Source organism: Anabaenopsis sp. FSS-46 (assembly GCF_029891665.1).
Taxonomy (GTDB): Bacteria; Cyanobacteriota; Cyanobacteriia; order Cyanobacteriales; family Nostocaceae; genus Anabaenopsis; species Anabaenopsis arnoldii.
In genome coordinates this window covers 24,046-48,047 of the sequence record NZ_JANQDG010000148.1, presented here as the reverse complement: position 1 = coordinate 48,047, position 24,002 = coordinate 24,046, and the positions used below count along the sequence as shown (strand labels likewise).

The 24,002-nt window shown below is 42.9% G+C and carries 23 protein-coding genes; 7 read left to right on the top strand and 16 right to left on the bottom strand.

Annotation, left to right across the window (positions count from 1 at the left end):
- Positions 1–23: 23 nt before the first annotated feature.
- Entirely contained in the window at positions 24–413 is a 390-nt protein-coding gene (locus tag NWP21_RS17890) for a hypothetical protein (protein WP_271731442.1), read from the bottom strand.
- Between the two features lie 203 nt (positions 414–616).
- On the opposite strand from NWP21_RS17890, the gene NWP21_RS17885 reads away from it, so the two are divergent.
- The 3 genes from NWP21_RS17885 to NWP21_RS17875 all read left to right on the top strand — a co-directional run bounded on the left by NWP21_RS17885 (position 617) and on the right by NWP21_RS17875 (position 3,303).
- On the top strand, positions 617–2,509 hold the full coding sequence (locus NWP21_RS17885; protein WP_280793714.1) for a serine/threonine-protein kinase: 1,893 nt from the start codon (positions 617–619) through the stop codon (positions 2,507–2,509).
- A 200-nt stretch (positions 2,510–2,709) separates the two neighbouring features.
- Positions 2,710–3,000, top strand: a complete 291-nt coding sequence (locus tag NWP21_RS17880) for a type II toxin-antitoxin system RelE/ParE family toxin (RefSeq protein WP_280793713.1) — start codon at positions 2,710–2,712, stop codon at positions 2,998–3,000.
- Positions 3,001–3,012: 12 nt separating this feature from the next.
- The gene (locus NWP21_RS17875) at positions 3,013–3,303 is read left to right on the top strand and encodes an addiction module antidote protein (protein WP_280793712.1); all 291 of its coding nucleotides are present in this window, start codon (positions 3,013–3,015) and stop codon (positions 3,301–3,303) included.
- 283 nt (positions 3,304–3,586) lie between these two features.
- On the opposite strand, the gene NWP21_RS17870 is transcribed toward NWP21_RS17875, so the two are convergent.
- The 4 genes from NWP21_RS17870 to NWP21_RS17855 form a co-directional block, all read right to left on the bottom strand.
- On the bottom strand, positions 3,587–3,892 hold the full coding sequence (locus NWP21_RS17870) for a helix-turn-helix transcriptional regulator (RefSeq protein ID WP_280793711.1): 306 nt from the start codon (positions 3,890–3,892) through the stop codon (positions 3,587–3,589).
- Between the two features lie 89 nt (positions 3,893–3,981).
- On the bottom strand, positions 3,982–6,087 hold the full coding sequence (locus NWP21_RS17865; protein ID WP_280793710.1) for a TonB-dependent receptor: 2,106 nt from the start codon (positions 6,085–6,087) through the stop codon (positions 3,982–3,984).
- Positions 6,088–6,193: 106 nt separating this feature from the next.
- Entirely contained in the window at positions 6,194–6,598 is a 405-nt protein-coding gene (locus NWP21_RS17860) for a biopolymer transporter ExbD (protein ID WP_280793708.1), read from the bottom strand.
- Positions 6,582–7,235 (bottom strand): MotA/TolQ/ExbB proton channel family protein, encoded by a 654-nt coding sequence (locus NWP21_RS17855; protein WP_271731476.1) that lies wholly within the window; start codon positions 7,233–7,235, stop codon positions 6,582–6,584. Before NWP21_RS17855 ends, NWP21_RS17860 begins: the two co-directional genes overlap by 17 nt.
- Before the next feature lie 129 nt (positions 7,236–7,364).
- On the opposite strand from NWP21_RS17855, the gene NWP21_RS19085 reads away from it, so the two are divergent.
- Positions 7,365–7,658, top strand: a complete 294-nt coding sequence (locus tag NWP21_RS19085; RefSeq protein WP_348519785.1) for a hypothetical protein — start codon at positions 7,365–7,367, stop codon at positions 7,656–7,658.
- Between the two features lie 98 nt (positions 7,659–7,756).
- On the opposite strand, the gene NWP21_RS17845 is transcribed toward NWP21_RS19085, so the two are convergent.
- From NWP21_RS17845 to NWP21_RS17800, 10 genes are all read right to left on the bottom strand, one after another.
- Positions 7,757–7,921, bottom strand: coding sequence for a hypothetical protein (locus NWP21_RS17845; RefSeq protein ID WP_280793707.1), 165 nt, complete (start codon positions 7,919–7,921; stop codon positions 7,757–7,759).
- 237 nt (positions 7,922–8,158) lie between these two features.
- Positions 8,159–9,169, bottom strand: coding sequence for a zinc ABC transporter substrate-binding protein (locus NWP21_RS17840; RefSeq protein ID WP_280793706.1), 1,011 nt, complete (start codon positions 9,167–9,169; stop codon positions 8,159–8,161).
- 91 nt (positions 9,170–9,260) lie between these two features.
- Positions 9,261–9,530, bottom strand: coding sequence for a hypothetical protein (locus tag NWP21_RS17835; protein ID WP_280793705.1), 270 nt, complete (start codon positions 9,528–9,530; stop codon positions 9,261–9,263).
- Positions 9,531–9,715: 185 nt separating this feature from the next.
- A complete protein-coding gene (locus NWP21_RS17830; protein WP_280793704.1) occupies positions 9,716–10,777 on the bottom strand; it encodes a WD40 repeat domain-containing protein in 1,062 nt (353 codons plus the stop codon).
- A gap of 72 nt (positions 10,778–10,849) precedes the next feature.
- The gene (locus NWP21_RS17825; RefSeq protein ID WP_280793703.1) at positions 10,850–11,821 is read right to left on the bottom strand and encodes a GTP-binding protein; all 972 of its coding nucleotides are present in this window, start codon (positions 11,819–11,821) and stop codon (positions 10,850–10,852) included.
- A gap of 246 nt (positions 11,822–12,067) precedes the next feature.
- Entirely contained in the window at positions 12,068–12,976 is a 909-nt protein-coding gene (locus NWP21_RS17820; protein ID WP_280793702.1) for an alpha/beta hydrolase, read from the bottom strand.
- A 40-nt stretch (positions 12,977–13,016) separates the two neighbouring features.
- Entirely contained in the window at positions 13,017–13,445 is a 429-nt protein-coding gene (locus tag NWP21_RS17815; protein ID WP_280793701.1) for a SufE family protein, read from the bottom strand.
- Between the two features lie 74 nt (positions 13,446–13,519).
- Positions 13,520–14,419, bottom strand: coding sequence for an ABC transporter substrate-binding protein (locus tag NWP21_RS17810; protein WP_280793700.1), 900 nt, complete (start codon positions 14,417–14,419; stop codon positions 13,520–13,522).
- A 232-nt stretch (positions 14,420–14,651) separates the two neighbouring features.
- Positions 14,652–17,012 (bottom strand): TonB-dependent hemoglobin/transferrin/lactoferrin family receptor, encoded by a 2,361-nt coding sequence (locus tag NWP21_RS17805; RefSeq protein ID WP_280793699.1) that lies wholly within the window; start codon positions 17,010–17,012, stop codon positions 14,652–14,654.
- Between the two features lie 34 nt (positions 17,013–17,046).
- On the bottom strand, positions 17,047–18,084 hold the full coding sequence (locus NWP21_RS17800; protein ID WP_280793698.1) for an iron ABC transporter permease: 1,038 nt from the start codon (positions 18,082–18,084) through the stop codon (positions 17,047–17,049).
- Positions 18,085–18,565: 481 nt separating this feature from the next.
- Here NWP21_RS17800 and psaK point away from each other — a divergent pair, with 481 nt between their 5' ends.
- Both psaK and recQ read left to right on the top strand, forming a co-directional pair.
- Positions 18,566–18,826 carry a photosystem I reaction center subunit PsaK gene (gene psaK, locus NWP21_RS17795; RefSeq protein WP_271760088.1) on the top strand — a complete coding sequence of 87 codons (261 nt, stop codon included), beginning with the start codon at positions 18,566–18,568 and terminating at the stop codon, positions 18,824–18,826.
- 102 nt (positions 18,827–18,928) lie between these two features.
- Positions 18,929–21,094 carry a DNA helicase RecQ gene (recQ, locus tag NWP21_RS17790; protein WP_280793697.1) on the top strand — a complete coding sequence of 722 codons (2,166 nt, stop codon included), beginning with the start codon at positions 18,929–18,931 and terminating at the stop codon, positions 21,092–21,094.
- 404 nt (positions 21,095–21,498) lie between these two features.
- On the opposite strand, the gene NWP21_RS17785 is transcribed toward recQ, so the two are convergent.
- Positions 21,499–21,729, bottom strand: a complete 231-nt coding sequence (locus tag NWP21_RS17785; protein ID WP_280793696.1) for a hypothetical protein — start codon at positions 21,727–21,729, stop codon at positions 21,499–21,501.
- 287 nt (positions 21,730–22,016) lie between these two features.
- Here NWP21_RS17785 and NWP21_RS17780 point away from each other — a divergent pair, with 287 nt between their 5' ends.
- Entirely contained in the window at positions 22,017–23,963 is a 1,947-nt protein-coding gene (locus NWP21_RS17780) for a long-chain fatty acid--CoA ligase (protein ID WP_280793695.1), read from the top strand.
- The last annotated feature ends 39 nt before the right edge of the window (positions 23,964–24,002 follow it).

The window sequence follows — 24,002 nt, the reverse complement described above, 5'->3', positions numbered from 1 at the left end:
TCCTTGTCAAGGGGAGGGGACTACTACAGTAAATATTGTTCTGCTTGTAATTTCAGTTTATCCCCCTCTAATAACACTTGGTCTATATAATCTTTCACCTCCATATAAGGTTGTCTTAAGTTGATTTTCTCTGACTGAATGGCTCTCCTGGTACTTTGTCGGACTTGACCAGCAAACTTACGTTGACCAAATAAATCTAGTCCCAATGAGATCATACTGTCTGGGAGTGCTTGGCTAGCTTGTTGGTTGATTTCTTTAATGGCTAAGTTTAGCTCTTTTTTAATTGCTCGTAGTTGTTTCTGGATAAAGTTAATATTCTTTACTTGTAACTTGACTGATGGGGGATTATCTAGGGTTAAGGTCATTTGTTGCTGCAATTGAGCAATTTGTAATTGGGTTTCTTGTAAGTTCATGGCTATTACCCCTCATCCCAAAATCTGCTGTTAGGTTATTCAATCATCCCACAAAAACCATTGTCATCTATCTAAGGGTAGATATTCTGTTTTTGGTTTTTTTAACGCAAAGGTTCGCAAAGGTGGCGCAAAGGTTCGCAAAGGGTTTTTAAAGATGGTTTATAAGTGTTACATTAATCACAGTTATTTGCTGCTACTAAATAATGAACTATCCAGACTTTACGCCACGGGGTTATGAAGTAATCAGGGAATTGGGACGCAACCGGGAAGGGGGGAGAATTGCTTGGTTAGCGTCACAGTTACAGACAGGTCAACAGGTAGTAATTAAACAGTTCTGTTTTGCTCAGACTGGTTCTAGTTGGTCAGCATATAAGGAACATGAGCGGGAAATTCAAGTATTAAGGGGACTGAAACACCCCGGTATTCCCGAATATTTGGGCGCATTTGCAACAGATGACGGCTTTTGTTTAGTTCAAGAGTATAAAAACGCCCAGAGTTTAGCAGTCCAGCGCAGTTTTGACCCGGAGGAAATTAAACACATAGCAGTTAAAGTTTTAGAAATATTAGTATATTTACAAAATCGCATACCTCCGGTAATTCATCGAGATGTGAAACCGGAAAATATCTTAGTAGATGACCAATTGAATGTGTATCTGATTGACTTTGGCATGAGTCGCATTGGTAGTCAAGAGGTGGCTGCTAGTAGTGTGTTCCAAGGTACGCCGGGTTTTATCCCCCCGGAGCAATTACGTAAACCCACGGAGGGTTCTGATTTATATGGGTTAGGTGCTACGTTGATTTGTTTACTCACAGGGAAAAAGTCAACGCAGATACAAGAGTTGACAGATGAAGATGACCCCTATGTAATTCATTTCCGTGATTTATTACCCCGGTTAAGTGTGCGGTTTCTGGGGTGGTTGGAGTTGATGGTTAAACCACGGCTGAAAGAACGGTTTGCAGATGCTCAAACGGCTTTACAGGCGTTGACACCCTTGGATGTGGTGCGTGTACCAGAAGTGAAGTTGAGTACATTGGTGTTGGAGTTTAGAGCTACTCGCATCGGGGAAAGGTTAAAACAACCGATACAAGTGGTTAACACTATGTCGGAGACGTTGTTAGAGGGTAAGTGGGAAGTTGCACCCCATACCCAAGACCCGCCCCATACTCCCGACTCTCACAGTTGGATTGTGGTATCACCGAGGGAGTTTAAGGGTAATGAGATTAACTGTGATATCTGGGTAGATACTAGCAAGTTAATGGCGGACAAGTTCTATGAGCGTCGGTTGTGGTTACGGAGTAATGCTGATGTGGAGGTTCACAGTTTAACTGTGCGGGTAAAAACAGCGCCTTTACCTATTGAACGGCGATCGGTTCCTTATCGGGAGTTGGTGGGTTCGTTGTTAAGTTTTGCTGGGTTAGGTTATGCAGGTTATGTATTTGTTCCTCTCATTTGGGCTGGGTTTTGGGTTGAGATTCTGACTGGGTTTTGGGCTGCGATTCTGACTCTGATTGGGATTGCGACTGGGGCTGGGATTGGGATTGGGTTTGGGATTGGGATTGGGATTGGGTTTGGGATTGGGGGTGCGATTGGGTTTGGGATTGGGATTGGGATTGGGGGTGCGATTGGGTTTGGGATTGGGTTTGGGATTGGGGGTGCGATTGTGGCTGGGATTGTGGCTGGGATTGTGGCTGGGAATGAGGCTGGGATTGGGATTGGGATTGGGATTGGGACTTGGATTGCGGCTGGGATTGGGATTGTGATTGGGATTGTGATTGAGCCTGTGATTGGGGCTGGGATTGGGGCTGGGATTGGGGCTGTGATTGGGACTTGGGTTGCGGCTGGGATTGGGATTGTGATTGAGCCTATGATTAAGCCGGTGATTAAATTTGGCGGTAAGAAGTTGGGACTATTCACCGCCGGATTAGGAATCAGTAGCGGTATTGCGGTAGCAGTGGGAATGCTTCACCCCTACATTTTATTAGCCCTATTAGCTACGGGTTTACCCTTTGTAACTATGCTGCTGTATCCACCCATTCAACGCCGCCGGTTAATTGCTCAATATCGCCGGTCTGAGGAGCATTTGATTGCACCCTAGGTTTTTGAGGTGGGTTTTTTTAACGCCAAGGTTCGCAAAGGTGGCGCAAAGGTTCGCAAAGGGTTGTTTGATAAGTTTTCAGCCGTAATTTTTATCACATCTTTACCCGATTTAATTCCTGAAATCAAATCCCCTCCTCTTATAAGGGGAGGGTTAGGGTGGGGTCAAACAATATTTGATACACTAATCATGAATAAGGTATGTTTGAAATTCGCCAAACTGAAATTTATTTTGAGTGGTTTAGTGCTTTGCGCGATCGCCAAGCAAAAGCACGTATAAACATTCGTATCCGTCGCCTGTCTATGGGGAATCCAGGTGATGTTAAACCAGTGGGGCAAGGAGTGTCAGAATTGCGGATTAATTATGGTCCGGGGTATCGGGTGTATTTCATACAACGAGGTGAGACTTTGATTATCCTATTAGCAGGGGGAGATAAAAAGACTCAGGAACGGGACATCAAAACAGCGCTAGATTTAGCTGAGAACTTATAGGAAGGAGGTTTTATGTCTACTATCCAAACCTATGCTTGGGATGCCGCAGAGCATCTGGAAACAAAGGAAGATATCACTGCATATCTTGAAGCAGCCCTTGAAGATGGAGATGCCAACTTAGTGGTAGCAGCCTTGGGGGATGTTGCTCGTTCTGAGGGTATGAACCATATTGCCCTGGAAACAGGGCTAGGGCGCGAAAGTCTCCATCAGGCTTTGTCGATGGAAGGCAACCCAGATTTTTCTACAGTTCTTAAGGTTTTACAGGCACTTGGGTTACGCTTCCAGGTTATACCCATTGCCTAACATTAGCTTGGTGCTCGTGGTGACAACTAGAGAATTGAACTGCTGCTGCTGATTGATACATCGGTTTGGATCAGCGTCTTTCGCGATCGCACTGCTCAGTACAGCAGCGCTTCGCTATCGCCATGAGGCTCGACAATCGGGAGCCGGGGGTTAGAAACCCCCGTCTAAAAGCGGAAGTCGGATGAATCCGACTGAATGAGTGTTAAATGTAACGAGAGTAAGATCCCTGACTTCAGTTATGGGGATAAGCTGCTAATGCGATCGCACCCCATCAGTGGGAAGTTCAAAGAATTGTTTTCAGAGGGACAAGTTCAATCATCACTCGTTGATTGAGAGCGTGAGCGATTTTTTCCAGCATTGAAAGGGTGTGTCCTTGGTAATCAGCATCTTCCAGACTAGCAATTACAGCCTGTTTTGTACCAACAAGTTCTGCGAGTTCTTTGTGTGTTAACCCCGCTTTGGTTCTAGCAGAGTAAATCAACTGTGCCACTTGTGCATTGATCAAGGCTTCTTCCACTAATGTCTCAGCTTCAGGGTCGCTGCTAGTAATTTTGTCAATGATTTTTATGGCGTCGCTAGTCTTAGCCATCCTTTTGTTCCTCTAGATAGGTGTGAACCTCTGGGTTTTGTTCAAATAAAAGCTTTCGTGAGATTGCTCGTTGAATATCAATTGGATTTCTAAAGGTTTGCAGTTACCCCCACTCGCACGGTAAACCCTGGGCTATAAATACGGTTGACTTTTTCGTATTGCTCACCCAGGAGGTTTTCTAAATATATGGTCATGGCTGTATTATTGGTGAGGGGAATTTTGCTACTCAGGTCTAAGTTGAGGAAGGATGGGCTAAAGTCTGTCGGTGTTTGTCCCGCTGCCGTATTGGTAAATAAGGCTCGTCGCATTCCACTATTATAGGTAAGATACAAGTTCCCTTCCCAGCCGGAATTGCGGTAGCTAATACCACTTTGGGCGACGGAGTAAGGTATCAGACCTAATTGTAATCCTGCTTGTGTTCCGGTTTTGATTTGGGCATCTGTATAGGTATAGTTAACAAAACTCGACCACTGGGGAGAAATTTGTAATCTCAGGGCGGCTTCTAATCCGTTGGTGTCTACTAACCCTACATTCTCCCATTTGCCGGCGACAATTGCTAAACGATTGTCTAAACTACTGCCAAAATAGGTAAATTGTCCTACTAAGTTATCTGTGAGTCTCACATCTGTTCCCATGGTCCAAGATGAGCCGGTTTCTGGTTTTAAGTCAGCGTTGGACTCCCACCCATGGACTGTATCATATAGATATAGTTGATCTAATCCTGGGTTACGCTGTCCCCCGGCCCAACTCCCTCGCAGGGTGACTGCGGGTGTGAGGTTATAACGTAAGCCACCACTAGGGTTTAAGTAACTGCCAAATTCTCCATCAAAGCTCTGTCTTAGTCCTAAGTCTACCTGAAAATCTTCACTAACATTGAGGGTATTTACGGCAAATAAGGCTGTATTTAAGACGCTTCTATTTTCAACTTCGTTGAATCTCACTCTGTCAGGTCTGGTACTGAAGGTTTCGCCGTTTAATTGAGAGTTTCGTAAGTCTAATCCCCAGCGGAGTTTGTTATTGGCTGTTAATTGCCAATCATGATCTACTCTGGCGGTAATTTTTTGGCTATCTAACACCCCCAGGCGGTTATATACTGTGCCGGTAAAGAATGTGGGGCCATAGGTGCTAAAATAATCTTGATTATATCCTATGGTGGTGGTTAGGTTGGAGCTTTCGCCTTTACCTAGGCGGGTTTGCCAAGATAAGCCTAGATTTAAACCATCATGGTCTAATCTATCTCTTTGCAGCAGGGGGGGAAACCCAAAGTAAACTAAGCCTCGGCGACTGCTGAGTTTTTTAATGTCTAAGTTTAAGGAGTTTTGAGGATCTAAGTCTAAAGCAATGCTACCAAAGTAGGTACTGGTGGCTGTGTCTGCATTGGAGAGTAACCCTTGAGCGTCACGGTTAGCAGCACCTGCGGGGACTGAGTAACGGTTGTCGATGAAAAATCTTTCAAAGCTGAAGTTATATCTCACATCATCTACCCCATCGCTGTAGGTAACCTGTTGATTATTCAGGTTTAAGGAGCCAAATTGTATACTACTATTTAGTTTGGGAGTACTAAAGCCTTCTTTGGTAATAATATTCACTACTCCCCCAAAGGCTGAGGAACCATATAAAGCTGAGGTGACACCGCTGGATAGTTCTACCCGCTCGATGGCTTCTACGGGAATACTATTTAGGTCTGTTCCACCATGATAGGTGCTAATATCATTATTAATTGGTCTGCCATTGATGAGAAATACAGACTGGTTAATTGATGCTCCTCGGTAGTATGTGCCTGTGTGAATGTCAGCACCATGACCAACGTCATTGATGGCAAAACCAGGCATTCTTTTTAAAACATCGGCGACGCTGGTCGCATTTTGTCTTTTAATTTCTTCCTGGTCTATGACATACACGGGTGTGGAACCGGAAAAATTATCTGGTTGTCCTAATACTTCTAGCAGAATGTCTACATCTTGGTTATTTTCGTCTGTGGTAGCTTCTTCTGGCTCGGTTTCTAAGGTAAATTCAATGGGTGGGGACTGTTGAGTTAATAATTCAACTGGGGTAACTGGTAACTCAAGATTTAAATAAGAGTTTTTATCAAGAACTAACTCTGTTTGTTGACTTGGGTTAGCAACACTAGGGAAGCTGATACATAAGCTCTGGACTACAACAGATAACACCACACAATATCTATATCTATTCACTTGGTTTTGGGAACATTTCATTAAAATACTATGTGGTATTGTCTTTGCTGTAGTTAAATGATGTCAAAAGACAGTCTGTCGTAGTTTAAAACTTAGGGGTACTAAATTAGGGTTTCTGGGTGGCGATCGCTAATTTTACTCCTTTTACCTGGCGCACCTGATCCATAATTGCAATTACTTGACCATGTTCTACCTTTTGATCAGCATTAATAATTACCATAGGTTCTGATTTCCCCTCTACCAAAGTACCGATCCGTTCCCCCAGGGAATTGAGGGGAACTGGTTGACGGTCTAAGCTCACCACTCCTTGATTATCAATGCTGATGGTAATTGTCAGGGGGGCTGATTGTTGATTAGCTGTGGCTGCCTGTGGTAAGTTGACTGGTAGGCTTTGTGATCTAGTTAAAAACAGGGTTGACATAATAAAGAATGTCAAAATAGCAAAGATGACATCAATCATGGGGACGATGTTAATCTGTGCGGGTAAATCTGGTTCATCTTGTAGGCGCATAGTCTTTTTCTCCTGGTTGATGGCGACGGCGATACAGTAGTTCTAGTTGTCCGCCATATTCCTGGAATAGGGCTATTTGACGCTGATAAAGTCCGCGGAAGGTGTTGGCGAAAAACAGGGTAAAGATGGCAACTATTAACCCTGTAGCGGTAGATACCAAGGCTTCACTAATACCGGAGGTAACCCCTATGGTTTGTGTGCCGCCGACATTACCAATATTCAAGGAAGCAAAGGAAGTAATTAAACCCAAGACAGTACCCAGGAGTCCTAGGAGGGGGGCGAGGTTGATAATGGTGTCAAAAATGTTCTGAAAGCGTTTGAGTCCAGGTATTTCTGCTTGGGCTTCACTTTCCAAGGCCAAGCGAAATTCTTCTGGTGTGGCTTCCTCTAATTCTAAAGCTGCTAGGAAAATCCGGGATAGGGGTAAATTGGCATTGTTTCTGAGTATACCTATGGCAGTAACTAGGTTATCTCTGCGATAGAGTTGTAATACTTCTTGAATGATCCGGTTTTGTCTTCGGTTGATTTGCAGCCAAAACTTAATCCGTTCAATAATTAGCGCCACCGCTAATACAGAAAAGCCCAATAGTGGCCACATGACGATACCACCGGCGCTAAACAGATTATTGATTGCCATGGAACTCATTGTTAAACAACAAACACATAAACTAGAAGTATCCTGATATAATTGCAAGTTATTGTCAAGATAATTAGTAAACCTAAGATAGAATGATAATTATTATCACTAAGTCCTATCTATTTATTAATGGTCAATCCTCCATCACCTCCTCTTGACTTAGCTGTTATTGGTGCTGGTCCTCATGCTTTAACATTGGTAACCCATCTACTGCAAAAACGCCAAACTATGGGCGATCGCTTTTTGGTATTTGACCCATGGCGACAACAGTTCGCCGTTTTAGATATACCATACCTGCGATCGCGCAGCGCTGCTGCCAGCCGCCGGCGGTACATCAACCTTTCGCCTTGGGGAATTGTGCGGAGTCCTGCTCCCATGCGCTATTCTTTCATGGCGGGGGATTTTGGTTACTGGCGGTGCTAAAATTCAGATACCTAATATTGACTTGCGTCGGACTGTCTATTATGCTATTCTTAAAGGAGATAAATATTGATAAGTTTATCAAGCCAAAAAAATAAAGGCTAATTGGTTAATGTCATCGCATCATGGCAGTGGTTACGATTGTGACTACTAAAAGATCCAAACCTGCCATCTCCTTTAACCAGAGAGCCGAAATATTTACGAGTTTTCCATTCAATTAATATATCCCGGACTTCTTGGCGAAGTCCGGGATTTTTTTTGTCCAATTGAGCAACCTGTAACGATAGGGGTGTAGTGCTGCTACTTGATATATAATAAGGTGATATCAAGTATTGAATTGAGACTATTGCCGACGCGAAAACCAAGCAATGATGGTGGTAGTATTTTTCAGAAACTTAATTGGAACACAATCGCGTCTGGCTAAGGCGTGAAAGTCTACACCAGGGATAACTGCTCCCATGCTCTCGTTGAAGTAGAAAGTAAAGTCTAGTTTTATCTAGGTTTTATATAGCAGGAAATCTTGGGGGAAAAATTAAGTAAGTCCCCCCTAAACCTTCTACAATAGTGCGTGTATTGGCAACCATTAATTTTTGATAAGTATCGGCTTCGCCACCTGGTTCACCCAGTCCATAAGTATATAATTGCCTTTGAGATACTCTGACATTAGCTGGGGTAGGTACAGATGTGATCAACTGCTGGTTAATGGTAGTATGGGTAAAAATTGTTGGTACTTGGGCTTGTTGAATAGTTGTCGCCCAAGTTTTTACTTGTGCATCGGTGGGATTTACTATACTACTAATATTCTCTAAACCCTTTACCAAAGGGATTTTATAGGCTGTAGTGTAATAATTCATTACATTACTAGTAGCGATTAACTTCCGCTTGTCATTGGGGATAGTATCTATCCTGGACTTAATCCAAGTATCGAGTTGAGTAAGTTCATTTTGAATTAATCTGGCGTTATCACTGTAAAATGTGGTATAATCGGGGTTAAGAATTTTGAGATTGTGGCTAATTATCTCCACCATCTTGATGGTGTTCTTAACATCGTGCCAAACATGAGGATTAGCTAATCTCTCACCAGAGGCGAGAAATTGCTGGGGTTGGGAAACTGCTAGTTGATTTACAGCTACTTTGGGGGTAGAAGTTTTACCTTCTGCAAGTGTTTTGAGCAGTTCTGATTTAAAGTTGTAACCACTGTGGAAAACTAAGTCAGCTTGGGCGATCGCTTCCTGGTGTCCCGGTCTGGGTTGATAGAAATAAGAGTCGTTATCAGGGGAACCCAAGCAGGTGAGGTTAATTGTATTTTGCGCCACCTGTCTAGTTAAATCACAAAGTATGGTAGTAGTAGCGACAACCCGGGGAAGATTTTCTTGTATTTTAGTGCTTGGCTGAGTAAATGAGGTGGTTACTGTTTGATTTCTACATCCCAGAAAGCCGATTGTTAAAACTACTAAGATACCAGTTAATAAATTATTTGATAAATGATTTGATAGTAGTTTTTTAACCATCATCGATTCCCCAGTGGATGTGTAAAAACTATAAAAAGCGGACTAATAGCCCACCCCATAACATTGATAACATGAATTAGTAATTTAAATGTGCTCAAAAATCCACAGATGGTAATCTTCCTTGGAGTATTTCCAATTTAGACTGAACACAAGTGGCGCAGTTACAACCGAGTTGATCCATAATGGGATTAGATGTTTTACTGACATGAAGGGTTGAGAATCCCCCCCATGGCTGAGACTGTACGGAGTTCATCTGTGTAGTAAATGCAGGTTGGATGCTAGATGCTTGGGCTGGCTTTCCTAGCAGGAGTAGAGATGCTAGAAATACTGGAGATGCTAGTAAAATCATTTTGGCTATATTCATGATTGATACCTAAATAATATTTCTCATCCAGAATAACCAATAAATTAGCTAGCTTCAACCTGAATGATTATAAAGGGAACAGGGAATGGGGAACTGGGAACGGGGAACACATATTAGAGGATGTTTTAAAAGTTCTGATTAATGTATCAGATATTGTTTGACCCCACCTTCCTCTTTAACTACCTTTAACTAGCGCCGAATCCCTGACCCCGTGACACCTTAGACCAAATTAGTAACTCCCCTTGATCTCCACCTGCTGCTAAAAACTTACCATGGGGATGCCAAGCTAGAGTAGAAAACCCTCGAGCAACACCGGTGAGTACTTGGGTAACCTGTTTGGCTTTTTTCCACAAACACAACCAACCATCACTAGCAGCGGAAGCTAGGAGGAAACTTTGAGGCGCAAAGGCGATCGCTGTGATCATGTCCACATGATTGGTTAAAATCCGTGCTTCCCAGCCCAAATTTTCATCCTCTAGCTTTTCCCAAACTACGATACCCTCTACACTGGAAGATGCCAAAATTGGCGCACCCAGTTTAGTAGTGGCTTGTGACCATGCCAGGTTTCTAATTTTACCAGGAAATCCCCGCATAATCCAGGGGTCGGGATTACCCCACTCTAAAACAGTGATACTGCGATCCATATTCCCAGAGGCTAGGAATTTACCATCGGGTGACCAAGCCATGGCTATACTGACAGTGGATATATCTAAAATATATGGTTCCTGCTCCCAGTTTTGGCTATCCCAAATCTTTACACCTTTATACCCAGAAATTGCCAGGTATTCCCCATCACTACGCCAATCAATGCCCAATACTGAGGAGTTATCAAAATTCAGGGTAACAACTACCTCCCTAGTGTCCGCATCCCAGACTTGGACACAACGCCCTAAACTAAAGGCTAGTTGGTTACCGGAGGGACTCCACCCCAGTTTATCTACCCAGGCGGGGGCATTTTCTAAGGTAGTAATTAATTCCGTACCTTGCCAAATTTTTACCTGTCCATTTTGTCCCCCCACAGCTAAAAACTGACCATCTGGAGAAAAAGCTACACAGTCTATTGATGTACTTCCCCCCGTTTGTAAGGTGGTGAGCTGGTTATCATTCACTAGGACAACTTCACCAGCTGCGGAGGTAGCAACTAGGACTTTACCATGGGGAGACCAGGCGATCGCAGTCACATAGTCGGAAAGAGTCGCGGAATAGTGTTCTTCAAATTCCTTAGATTTACTAGCTGTAGGGTTCATAACTCAAAGGGGAATGGGGAAATAGGGAATAAGAAATCATCCTACTCCCTTGTAGCTTAGTCTGTACCTAGTCTAAACAAAACAAGCCAGAAAATCCTGCTTTAGTTTGGCTCCATCAAGATTACGACCAATGAAAACCAACTCATTTTTCCGGGTTTCATTTGGTTTCCAAGGGCGATCGGGTCTACCATCTAAGATCATATGCACACCTTGGAACACATAGCGATTATCTTCCCCTGCAATATTTAAAATCCCTTTCATGCGGAAAATATCCTGTCCTTGGGTACGCAATAACTCAGACAACCAAGCGTTTAGTTTTTCTCCATCTAACTCTCCTGCTTCCACCAATGCTACAGAATAAACTTGGTCATCATGTTGGTGAGCATCTTCACCCAAGAAATCCGGGTCAATTTCCAACGCCCTCTCTAAATCAAAAGCCTTCACACCCAATAAAGCGTTCATCTCTAGTTGGGCGTTTTGGGTACGGTAGATTTTTGCCATTGCATTCATCCCCCGAATGCGCTGTTCTAATTCATCTAACTGTTCTGGGGTGACTAAATCAGTTTTATTCAGGAGAATCACATCAGCAAAAGCAATCTGTTCTTGGGCTTCGTCAGCATCCCAATGTTGCCAAATATGCTTCCCATCCACAACAGTTACTACTGCATCTAATGACAGTAAGCTTTGCATATCTTCATCGACAAAAAATGTTTGAATTACTGGCGCTGGGTCGGCTAAACCGGTGGTTTCAATCACTAAATGGTCGAATTTATCGCGCCGCTTCATTAAGTTACCGATAATCCGAATTAAGTCCCCACGCACTGTACAGCAAATACAGCCATTATTCATCTCGAAAATTTCTTCATCTGCATCAATAATCAGTTGATTATCAATACCTACTTCCCCAAATTCATTGACAATTACAGCTACTTTTTTTCCGTGTTCGTAGGTGAGGATATGGTTGAGAAGAGTGGTTTTTCCCGAACCTAGATAACCTGTGAGTACAGTTACAGGTACGGTATTCGTAATTTCTTCAGTTAACATTGTCTAAATGCCTTTTTGTCATAGGTGAGATAATCATTACCACTTATGATAATTCTTTTAATATTTTTGTGGTGAATTTACTGTAATTGTCTGTTTAAAGTTTATATGATGATACGTCAACTATGATTTTTTTTACTAACCCATCAGTCCTAGGACATATATAGATGTTAATCCTGATGCACTCTACAATACTGTTGGTGTGGATCAGGAAAGATGAGAAAATCAGTTATCTGACAGTCAGCAATTTTATGGGGTTAGTAAGAAGTCTTGTGTGGCGGTGAAAACAATGTCTGGGTGTTCTTCATGTAATCCCAGAGAACCGGGAATAACTACGCTTGTTACTCCTGGTAGTGCTGCTACGGCGTTCATTTCTTGTCGGGACTTGGGGGGACTAGACTCACCAATTACCACCATCAGGGGTATGGACAAGTTGCGTACAAGTGTGAGATAATCGGCTTGGTTGTTGATAGCATCGAGATTGCCGGTGACAAAAGCCGCAGACGCAAATCTGGCTCCTGGTTTTTGGGTAGTTAGCCACTTCTTATTAATAAAACTGGGTGTAAGTTTACTGTCATCAGTGAAAACATGACGGCGGTACATCCAAGTTAAAAAGGAGGGTGTGGTATTTAGTTTATATAGCCCTTGCCCAACTATAGGCGATCGCACTAAACCTTTTACTGCATTCGCTATCTGGGGACTAGCTCCCATAGTGGGTAAAGGACCGCGCCAAGTGGGTGCTAAGAGTAAGATCCGCAAGAACAGATGGGGTTGTTTCGCCGCCAATTGCAAAACGTAACTAGAAGCGTGACCCGCTGCGACTACGGTAATCGGCGGACTAAAAACGCTGTGAATAAAATCTTCTAGAAATTGCTGATATATTTCCGGTCTGTAGTTCAAACTTGGGCGTGAGGATTCTCCAAAACCAGGCCAGTCTACTACTGTAACTTGAAAATGGGGCGCGAGTAAATTGGCTAGTTCTCCCATTTCCCCCCGCATGGAAACGCTGCTAAAAGCTGGTAATAGCAACAGGGGTGAACCTGTACCAATAGTTTCATAAATCACCCGTAATGGTTGGTTATCCCAAGTCCAGGTATATTCTTGAACTACTCCACCGAATCCTAGGGGGTCATAGGTAGATACTAGGTTAGTTGACATTGGCTGACCTGCTTTTAGTGTAAAAAAGGGAAGCTAGGAACTATAACTTACATTCAAGAGCCTTTTTTTGCATTGTCTTAAATATATTATAAAATCCATTAGCTCGAGAAGGTGTGAGACTGACATTTAAGCCGGTTTCTTGAATAAAGTCTGGGGTGAGTTGCACAATTTCTGTGGGAGTAAGTCCATTTAAACCCTCCACTAACAACCCTACTAATCCCTTAGTTAACTGGGAATCTGAATCACCTTGGTATACAACTTTACCATCATCTAAGGCAGCGGTAATATAAACCTGAGATACACAGCCAGGAACCTTGTTTTCTGGTACTTTACCAGTTTCTGGAAAGTCTGTTAACTTCTGAGCATACCAGATTAATTGCTCGTAACGCCGCTTCGGGTCACTCGCACGTTGAAAGCGTTGGACGATTTTAGCAAGAGCAGGTGGCAAAGAATCGATAATTGAGGACATAATACAGGCTGGAAATAATCAGTCTTACCTTGAGTGTAGATGATTTTGTTGGCGATCGCCCCAACGGTAAGAGGTCAATCTGCTAAAACTTGCGCCAGTTGCTGAGTGGCTTTTTCGATAGCATCTATACTACCTGCATTCACCAATCCATAATAGTCAAACACATAAACTTGGTTATTTTTAGCAGCTGACAATTTTTGCCAAAAGCTTTCCTGTTTAAAAGCATCTAAAAGAGCGGTTTGTGACCCTCCTTGGGGAGGACTAATTAAAATGATCACTTCGGGATTAGCTGCTAAAATTTTCTCAGCAGACAGAGTAATATAACCACCTATAGGGCTTGTCCCTTGTAGGTCTGCGGCTAAATTGTTAACCCCAAACTGGCGTAATAGATCTCCCGCCCAACTATTTTTGTTAGGTGTTAAAATTGGCTGACGACTGACCAGCACTAGAGTAGAATTACTGTTATTTTTCCCTTTGGGTAAAAACCCCTCGTAACGATTTAATAACGGAGTCGGGTCTGCACCCACAAAACCAGCTAGAGTTTTAGTTAGTTCCTGGAGAGATTCCCAGCTATTAACCCTAGTAGAGAAAGTCTTAATTCCCAGTTTTTCCAGCTGTTGGAGCGTCTGGTCAGAAAAACCTTGAGCACCGATGACTAAATCTGGTTTGAGGGCGAGGATTTTCTCTAAGTCAGCAGGAGTTTGACCCTGAGCGACTCTTTGTAAACCCTGAAACCGGGAGTCTTTATTGAGTAAACTACCACCTGTAATCCCCACTAGTTTTGTAGAGTCCAGTTGATAAATAATATCAGCAGTTAAAGACGTGAGGGCGACGATTCTTTGTGCTGATTTTTGGGGTGTTTGGTTGACATTTACAGGTGTTGTTGGTGGTTGCGGGGGGATGGGTTGATTACAAGCTGTTAGTAATATACTCAACAGGATAGCCCAAGTTATTACAAATTTTTTTTGATCCATGATTTTGATTAGTTTACCGAAAAGTCCTTTAATTTTAAGAGGATGCCTGAAAAGTTATGATTAGTGTATCAACTATTGTTTAACCCCTCCCTAACCCTCCCCTTGTAAGGGGAGGGGACTGGATTTGATTGTTTCGGTTCCCCATTCCCCATTCCCCATTCCCTGTTCCCTGTTCCCTGTTCCGGTGTTCCCTCAGATAAAAATTACCTGTTGAAAACTTATCAAACAACCTCTAAAAACGTACGCTCAAAGTCGCAGCAAAGTTAATTCCGGGTCGGGTATATAAATCTAGTAGACGGTCATCGCTATTTACACCCCGCACGTCAGACCATTCTATATATCTTTGGTTCAATAAGTTGAAAATTCCCAGATTGAGAATGGTATTAGGGTTGAACTGGTAGAAACCGCGCACATCTACAGTAGTGTAACCTTCGGGTTTAAAAAAGTCTTCATTACTTACCCTATCTTGAGCCGCGACTAAGGTGGTAGTTAGTTCTGCGCCCCAAATCTCTTCGGGTGAACGATAACGAAATCCTATAATCCCCTTCAATGGATCTATGGAATCTAGGGGTTGGTCTGTTTCTAAGTTATCCCCCACAGCATAAGCTAAGGTTCCGAACACACTTAAACCACCCGGAGACCTTGTAAAGCGATATTCTCCTCTAGCTTCTAAACCGGAAATTTTCGCCCCTTTAATATTTTGGGATTGGAATTGACGCAGAGGTCTACCACTAATCACAAGAGGATCACTAAGTTCGACATTAGCATCAATAAAGTTATTGTAGCGATTATAGAAACCAGTCAAACCAAAGCTACTTTGAGGATAATTAGCTCTAATACCGAGTTCATAACTATCAACTGTTTCCGGTTTTAAATCAGCATTTGGTAAAATAGTATAACCAAAAGCAAAGTTAGTAAAGGCAATGTTTGCATTATCGTAAGGTGGACTTCTAAAACCACGGGCATATTGCCCATATAATGATATTTCTGGGGTGATTTTGGCAATTAGACCTAATTTTGGTGAGATTGCGGAAGCTGAAAAGCCCTTGACTTCGTAATTTTGCGTATTAATATTACTAAAAGCAACATCATCAGTCTGAGGCCTGAGTTGATAATAGTCGTAACGCACCCCTGGAATTAAGGTAATCCGACCATCAGCAAATTCGATTTCATTTTGAATGTAAATCCCACCTCTCAAGGTGTCAGTATCAGGAAAAGTCTTGTTAGGGAAAAGTTCGCTGCTAACAGTTTTCGTACTCGTTCCCAGTGTTTCATTAAATAATGTTGAATCTCTAGGGCGACTAGTGGAAGTGTTGAACAAATCAAAACCGTAAACTAGGCGATGACTAACATCCCCGGTCAAAAATTTGCTGGTAAATTGAACATCACCACCAATTATATCTTGGTTAAAACCAGTTTCTAAGATGCGGCGCAAATTCTGATTAGCACGGTTAACAGTACGGGTTTCTACATCTTCTGTGGTTTTCGCAGTTTGGTAATACATCTGCGATCGCGCTGACTGCAAAAATGAGCCTAAGTCAGGATTAGTATACTCATGACTTAAACTGATGCGTCCCCGACTGGTGAAATCCTCAGCTACTTGACTGACAGTGGTAGTACGAGTAAAACTGCTAAATCCTTCAGCAGTCTTGACTTGGGTATTCAGCCTACTTTCAAACCATTCTCCTGTCAACCGGAAAATATTATGATCGTTAGCTTGTAGAACTACCTTACTGAACAGGTTCTGACTATCAACATTTTGAGGATTGGGAGCTAATCCGTCGTAGTTTTGAGTTTCGTTACCATCCCTACGGGTATATTGCAATAAACCTGATAGGTTTTCCTCTTTACCTGCTAAGGTCACCGAGGGCGCAAAACTAGAGTCGGTGCTGTCATAACTGGTTTTACCACCCACATAAAGTGGACGACCAAAAACACTCAGATAATCTTCTGGGTCTTTGGTAATGAAAGAGACTACACCCCCTAAAGCATCGCTACCATATAGGGTAGAAGCAGGACCGCGAATAATTTCCACCCTTTGAATTGAGTCAAAATCGACTAAATCACGGCCGGTATTAGCATAAATATCGGGGACTCTCACCCCATCAACCTGAATTAAAACTCGGTTCCCCTCAATTCCCCGAATATTAATACTGGAATTACCACTCCCCGCAGGACCAGTACGCACGGGGCGATTACGTACAGATATTCCCGGCTCGTAGCGGACTAAATCTTTGATATCCTCGATAAAATCCCTCTGGATTTTTTGCTCATCAATGATGCTAATTGTTCCCGGTGAATCTACAACTGCTCTGGGTGTGCGGGTTCCGGTGACGGTAATTTCTATCTCGGAATCACCGCTTTGAGTTTCCTCAACGCAATCTTTAAATTCTGGGTCTTTGGGATCAAAATCAGGGGGACAGGTTTCTTCTTCCTCTGGTTGAGCATCGGAGGGAGTTAAAATAGGTTCTTGAGTCAGTAAATAAGTTTTTGTTTCACCAGAAATGCTAGTATTATGAGTTTCTGCTAATGCTGTGGGCATGACAAACAGATTCAGCATAATTATGCTGAACAGCAAGGGATGTTGTTTCACTGTTATGACACCTCTGACAACTTGAAAGTTTTAATTACACATTGCGCCGATACAGGAGATAGATAAATAAGGGAGAACCCAGCAAAGCTGTGACTGCTCCCACGGGAATTTCTACAGCACCTAACCGAGACAGTAAGTCTGCAAAGCTGAGAACTAAAGCCCCACCTATTGCGCTTAGTGGTAAAACAGCACGGTAATCTGTACCTACGATCAGGCGGATTCCGTGGGGAACAATTAAACCCACGAACCCAATTAAACCCCCTATACTTACCGCTCCCGCTGCTAACAGTGTGGCGGTAGCACCAATTAAAATCCGCGATCGCCATACAGAAACACCTAGTCCTGTGGCTAACTCGTCACCCAGGTTCAACAAGTTAACCGCGCGCGCTAGTAAGCATCCCCCTAAGAGGGCGACGCTAATATAGGACCCGGAAATAGTTACCTCACTCCAACCGCGCCCATTCAAACTACCAATTAACCAATTTAAGGCCGCTTGTATTTGACCATCTTCGGCTATGAGTAACAACACAGACTGAATTGCACCAAACAAGGAACTGACAGCAACTCCCCCTAAAATCAATCTTTCTACGGAAATTCCATCACGACGGTAAGCTAGGAAATAAACAAGAATAGTTGTTAATAAGCCCCCCATCCAAGCCCCTAAAGGTATCCAGGTCTGCAATACACCTAAACTGAGCATAGCTACCGCCGCTAAACCAGCACCCGCAGAAATTCCCAGTAAAAACGGACTCGCCAGCCCGTTTTTCAGCATTCCCTGCAGTAATGACCCGGACATTCCCAGAGCAGCACCCACCAGCAGGGCGGCTAGGGTACGCGGTAGGCGCAGATCCCAGAGAATTGTTTGATAGAGTTCATCACCCCGGCGTATTAATGCTAGCCACAGTTGATTGGGGGTCATGGCTACTGCGCCCAATGACAGGGAAATTCCGGTAACTAGCACCAGTCCTACTAGTAGCAATACAGTTACTACTAATAGGCGATCGCCCCTCCCTAATTCCCCTGTGACATTTTGGTGCGATCGCCTTGGCAACCACAACTTGAATATTTCCATTTTAATGAATATATTTTGCAATAGCTCCCTAAACATATTCCATCATTAATACAAACTCTTGTCAATAACTTTAGAGGGAATATGAAGATTTGCACATATTTAGGAGGATGTTGGTCAAGTGATGATTAGTGTATCGAATATTATTTGACCCCTCTCTAACCCTCCCCTTGTCAGGGGAGGGGACTGGATTTTATTGTTTTTTGTGCGGTCGGTGAGCGAAGTCGATAGCGATAGCGTGGCGTTAGCCATACCGTGTTCCCCTGTTCCCTGTGTTCCCTGTGTTCCCTGTTCCCTGTTCCCTGTTCCCTGTTCCCTCTTCCCTAAAATAAAAATTACCTGTTGAAAACTTATCAAACAACCTCTAAGATTAAGGATTAAGAATAACTGTTAAGTATTGATGCAAAAGCCGTTTTTTTGTTGAAATTCCCAGGGAAATATTTCAATTATATTTCTAGCCATTAGAATTTTAGGAGCTAATCCGGTGTTACCTTCCACTATCATCGCTGCTGTAACTACACCCCTAGAATGGAGTCCCACCGTTGCAGGTATTATGATTGTAGCCAACATTATCGCCGTTGCCTTGGGAAAACTTACCATCAAGTACCCCAGCGTTGGGCCATCTCTCCCCGCAGCCAATTTATTTGGCGGTTTTGGTTTACCCGCGGTACTAGCAACTACAGCCTTTGGTCATCTTTTGGGAGTAGGTATAATTTTAGGACTGCATAACATCGGCAGAATTTAGCTAAAACCCACAGAGGTGAAGCTAAGGCTTCACTTCTCTAACTTTTTGCTTACCGGGGATTTAAGTTAAAATTTTCAAGTCTTAGCACGTAAATCCATCGTTATGCTTCAGTACCCCCACCTCGAACAAGCGTTAAAATACCATTTTGGTTACGATAATTTTCGCCCCGGACAACGACAAATTATTGAAGATGCGCTGCAAAATCAGGATTTATTAGTGGTAATGCCGACAGGTGGGGGTAAATCATTGTGCTTTCAGTTACCAGCCTTGATGAAAAAAGGCTTAACGGTAGTGGTTTCGCCGTTAATCGCTCTGATGCAAGACCAAGTAGAAGCACTGAGAAATAATAATATTTCTGCTACATTTCTCAATAGTAGCCTCAATCCCTACAAAGTGCGATCGCGTGAGGAAGCCATCCGTAACGGCAAAGTTAAACTACTCTATGTAGCCCCAGAACGTTTATTAAGCTCAAGATTTCTGCCATTTTTAGACTTAGTACATCACCAAATTGGTATTTCTACCTTCGCCATTGACGAAGCTCATTGTGTATCCGAATGGGGACACGACTTTCGCCCAGAATATCGCCAGTTAAAATCCCTACGTCACCGCTATCCAGATGTTCCCACCATCGCCCTCACCGCTACAGCCACAGACCGCGTCCGTAGTGATATAATTAAACAATTAGGGTTAAAGCAACCTAGTATTCACTTAGCTAGCTTTAACCGGCAAAATCTTTATTACGAAGTTCGGCCTAAATCTAAAACTGTATACGCCGAAATCTTAGAAATGATTCGGGAAACTGACGGTTCAGTGATTATTTATTGTCTGACCCGGAAAAAAGTTGATGAACTCACATTTAAACTGCAACATGATCAAATTACCGCTTTACCCTATCATGCTGGTTTAAATGATGAGGAACGCAGTAAGAATCAAACTCGATTTATTCGCGATGATGTGCGTGTCATTGTTGCTACTATCGCCTTTGGGATGGGAATTAATAAACCTGATGTGCGGTTAGTCATTCACTCTGATTTACCACGTAATTTAGAAAGTTATTATCAAGAATCTGGGCGAGCGGGTAGAGATGGTGAACCCTCACGTTGTACCATGTTCTTTAGTTTTGGTGATCTTAAAACCATTGAGTGGAGTATTGAGCAAAAAACTGACCCTCAAGAACAATTAATTGCCAAACAACAGCTACGCCAGGTAATTGATTATGCTGAAGGTACAGACTGTCGGCGGACAATTCAACTAGGTTATTTTGGTGAACGTTTTCCCGGTAATTGTGGTAACTGTGATAACTGTCGTTATCCCAAACCTGTACAAGACTGGACAATTGCAGCCATGAAGTTTTTATCTTGTGTGGCCCGTTGTCAAGAAAGATTTGGAATGCTACACATTATTGATGTGTTGCGGGGAAGTAAAAGTAAAAAAATTAGCCAAAATCAACACGACAAACTCTCTACCTACGGGATTGGGAAGGATAAAACTGTAGATGAATGGCGCATTTTAGGGCGTTCTCTGTTACATCAAGGGTTGTTACAACAAACCAACGATGGTTACTCGGTTTTAAAGCTGAATGCTTTGAGTTGGGAGGTGATGAAGCGACAGCGCCAAGTTTTGATTGCTGTTCCTGTGGCGCAAAAAATCTCCCCCGTCTCAGAGGGTGACAAAACAGCCCAAACAGAACTATTATTACTACGGTTGCGATCGCTGCGCAAGCAACTAGCTGATGAACAGTCTGTACCGCCCTATGTTGTCTTTCAAGATTCTACCCTCCGGTTAATGGCCCAGGTACAACCCCAATCCTTAACAGAATTTGGTAAACTTTCTGGGGTAGGTAGTCACAAACTCGCCCAGTATGGTGAAAAATTCCTCGCAGAAATCACCGCCTACCGTCGAGAAAAAGGTATATCACCCACAAAACATGATTCTCCAGGTACTCTAGCTCTTAAGAACTTACCTAATGATACCGAGTTAACCACATTAAGACTACACCAACAAGGTTTGAGTGTAGCGGAAATTGCTCGCCAACGCAATCTTAACCCCTCGACAATTTTTACCCACCTTTCTCAGTTAATGGCTAAAAATCAGCCTGTAGATTTAAATCAGTTAGTACCCCTAGAACATCAACAAAAAATTTGGCAAGTTTTAGAGATTTTGGGTGATGTTTCTCTCACCCCGATTAAACAACAATTAGGAGAAAACTATACTTTTGATGAAATTCGCTTAGTCAGGGAAAAATGGCGAAGACAAAATCCTCAGTAATGCTTGGGGTTTTGTTGATTTCAGTCGTATATAGCATTTCCCATGCTCGTGAGGTACATTTTTTTTTAGTTTAAGGGAACACCGGAATAGGGAATAGGGAATTGGTGTGTACTTCATGAGCCTGAAAAAGGCTATATTATCCGCGCATCAAAAATTTGTTTTTACTATCTATTATTTTCACCTAAAAGCCAGCGCATCGGGTGAACATAATCAAATACATGATCTTCGGTGTCACGCAGATTCCCGACTTCTGGACAAATCATATGAGATTATCTTTAATTATCTGAGAAGTCGGGTATCTTACCCCCCTCCACAGATCCTCGATAGCACTTACGCGATCGCTATCTACCAACATCTTCATGTGAAAAAATGAGCAAGATTTATGCAGAGATTGGTCGGGGAGATCAGTATTGGGAACACTTGGCGCAGAATTGAGGTCTAAACTTGCAGAATTCTTTACCCGTTAACACGTAACTGGTACAGTAGGGGAAACTAGTGATTTCAATTCTGGCTTGAGATGATGTTGACCCTTTGGCTAGTGTTTGAGTATCTTTTTTGCCTAGAATTTTCGATGCTAATTTAGGTAATACTAAACAAGCAGCAGCATTGAGGAGAGTTAGCAATAAAACATCCATGAAATTTATGGGTACTCACCCCCATCAAAAAAAAATAGGTTTTTGGGCTTTTGGCAGTCAAGATAACTAAAGCAATAGATTATCCAGTCTATCCATTGTCTTTAGCTTATATATATTTACTGTAACATAGATTTTTATCAATACAACCGTTGAAATGCTGAAATACCTCAGACAGTAGGCTATGCATTACGGCCAATCACTGAAGAGTAAAGCTATTTAGTAATATAGGCTCAGGTCAGAACAATCAATAAATCAACCGTTTACTAAAACAATAGAGGATATGAATTGTGAATAACAGTACAGATACACCAGCTTATTTATCAAAGATTACGAAGCGAGAAAGCCAAGAATTACAGCGTTTAGTCGATTACAGTCATGTGGTTTCACTACCAGAAGTTTGGTCATTAGCAGGGCAACGATTTGGTGATATAGTCGCCCTGCACAATCCCCACAGTAAACCAGAAGTAGTAATTACCTATAGCCAGTTAGGGGAGCAAATTCAAAAATTTGCCGCTGGGTTACAAAAATTAGGAGTCAAAGTAGGCGATCGCATTTCCTTAATAGCCGATAATAGTCCGCGGTGGTTTATTGCCGATCAAGGGATAATGACCGCCGGCGCAGTAAATGCAGTCCGTAGTTCCCAAGCCGAACGCTCAGAACTACTATTTATTATTGCCAACAGTGGTAGCACCGCCCTAGTAGTACAGGATTTAAACACACTCAATAAACTTGGCGACGAACTGAATGACCTACCCATTCAACTGATAATTGTAATCTCAGAGGAAACACCACCAGAAGACAGCGATAAAGTCTTGAAATTCTCCCAGGTCTTAGAAATTGGTGCTAACCATCCCCTGACACCAGTTCAGGTCACAGGAGATACCCTAGCGACTTTGATTTATACCTCCGGGACTACCGGTAAACCCAAAGGTGTGATGCTCTCTCATAGCAACTTGTTACACCAAGTCAAAACCCTGGGTACAATAGTACAACCACAGCCGGGAGACATCGCCTTGAGTATCCTTCCCTCTTGGCACAGTTACGAGCGCAGTGGGGAGTATTTCTTACTATCTCAAGGTTGTACACAAATTTATACTAACTTGCGTTTTGTCAAACAGGACTTGAAGGACTTTAAACCTCATTACATGATTGCAGTCCCCCGTCTGTGGGAATCGATTTATGAGGGAGTGCAAAAACAGTTCCGGGAACAACCAGCCAAAAAGCAACGCCTGATTAAGTTTTTACTAGCAGCCAGTGAAACCTATATCGAAAAACAACGCATTACCCAAGGACTAAGTTTAAATCATCTTCATGCCTCAAGCTTAGAGAAAATCACCTCTAAGATACTAGCATTGGCTTTGTTGCCCCTTCATACCCTCGGAGAACGCCTAGTTTATGCCAAAGTCCGCCAAGCCACAGGGGGACGCATCAAGCAAGTAATTAGCGGCGGTGGGGCGCTACCCAAGCATATAGATAACTTTTTTGAAATTATTGGCGTGGAGATTTTGCAGGGTTACGGTTTAACAGAAACCTCTCCTGTGACTAACGCCCGCCGTCCTTGGCATAATGTCCGCGGTTCATCTGGACAGCCCATCGCTGGTACAGAAGTCAAAATTGTTGACCCGGAAAGCAAAGACTTGTTACCCCCTGGAAAAAAAGGTTTGGTACTATTGAAAGGTCCCCAAGTTATGCAGGGCTATTACCAAAACCCCGAAGCCACAGCCAAAGTTATTGATGGTCAAGGATGGTTTAATAGCGGTGACTTGGGTTGGGTGACAGGAGATAATGATTTAGTCCTCACCGGGAGGGCTAAAGATACGATTGTTTTGACCAATGGGGAAAATATCGAACCACAACCTATTGAAGATGCTTGTTTGCGATCGCCCTACATTGATCAAATTATGCTGGTGGGACAAGATCAGCGCAGCATCGGCGCTTTAATTGTCCCCAATACCGAAGCCCTTGAAAAATGGGCACAAACTCAAAATCTGGAACAGATGAGGACATCTATTGATCTGGAGAGTAAAATAATCCAGGACTTGTTTCGACAAGAATTGAATCGGGAAGTACAAAACCGTCCTGGTTATCGTCCTGATGACCGCATTGGCCCCTTCAGGTTGATTGTCGAACCTTTTTCTCTGGAAAATGGCTTGATGACACAAACCCTGAAAATCCGCAGACACATAGTCACGGAACGGTATCAGGAGATTATTGACCGGATGTATACCCGATGAGTATTCTGTCTGCTAACTTATAGAGTGAACGTGAAAGAT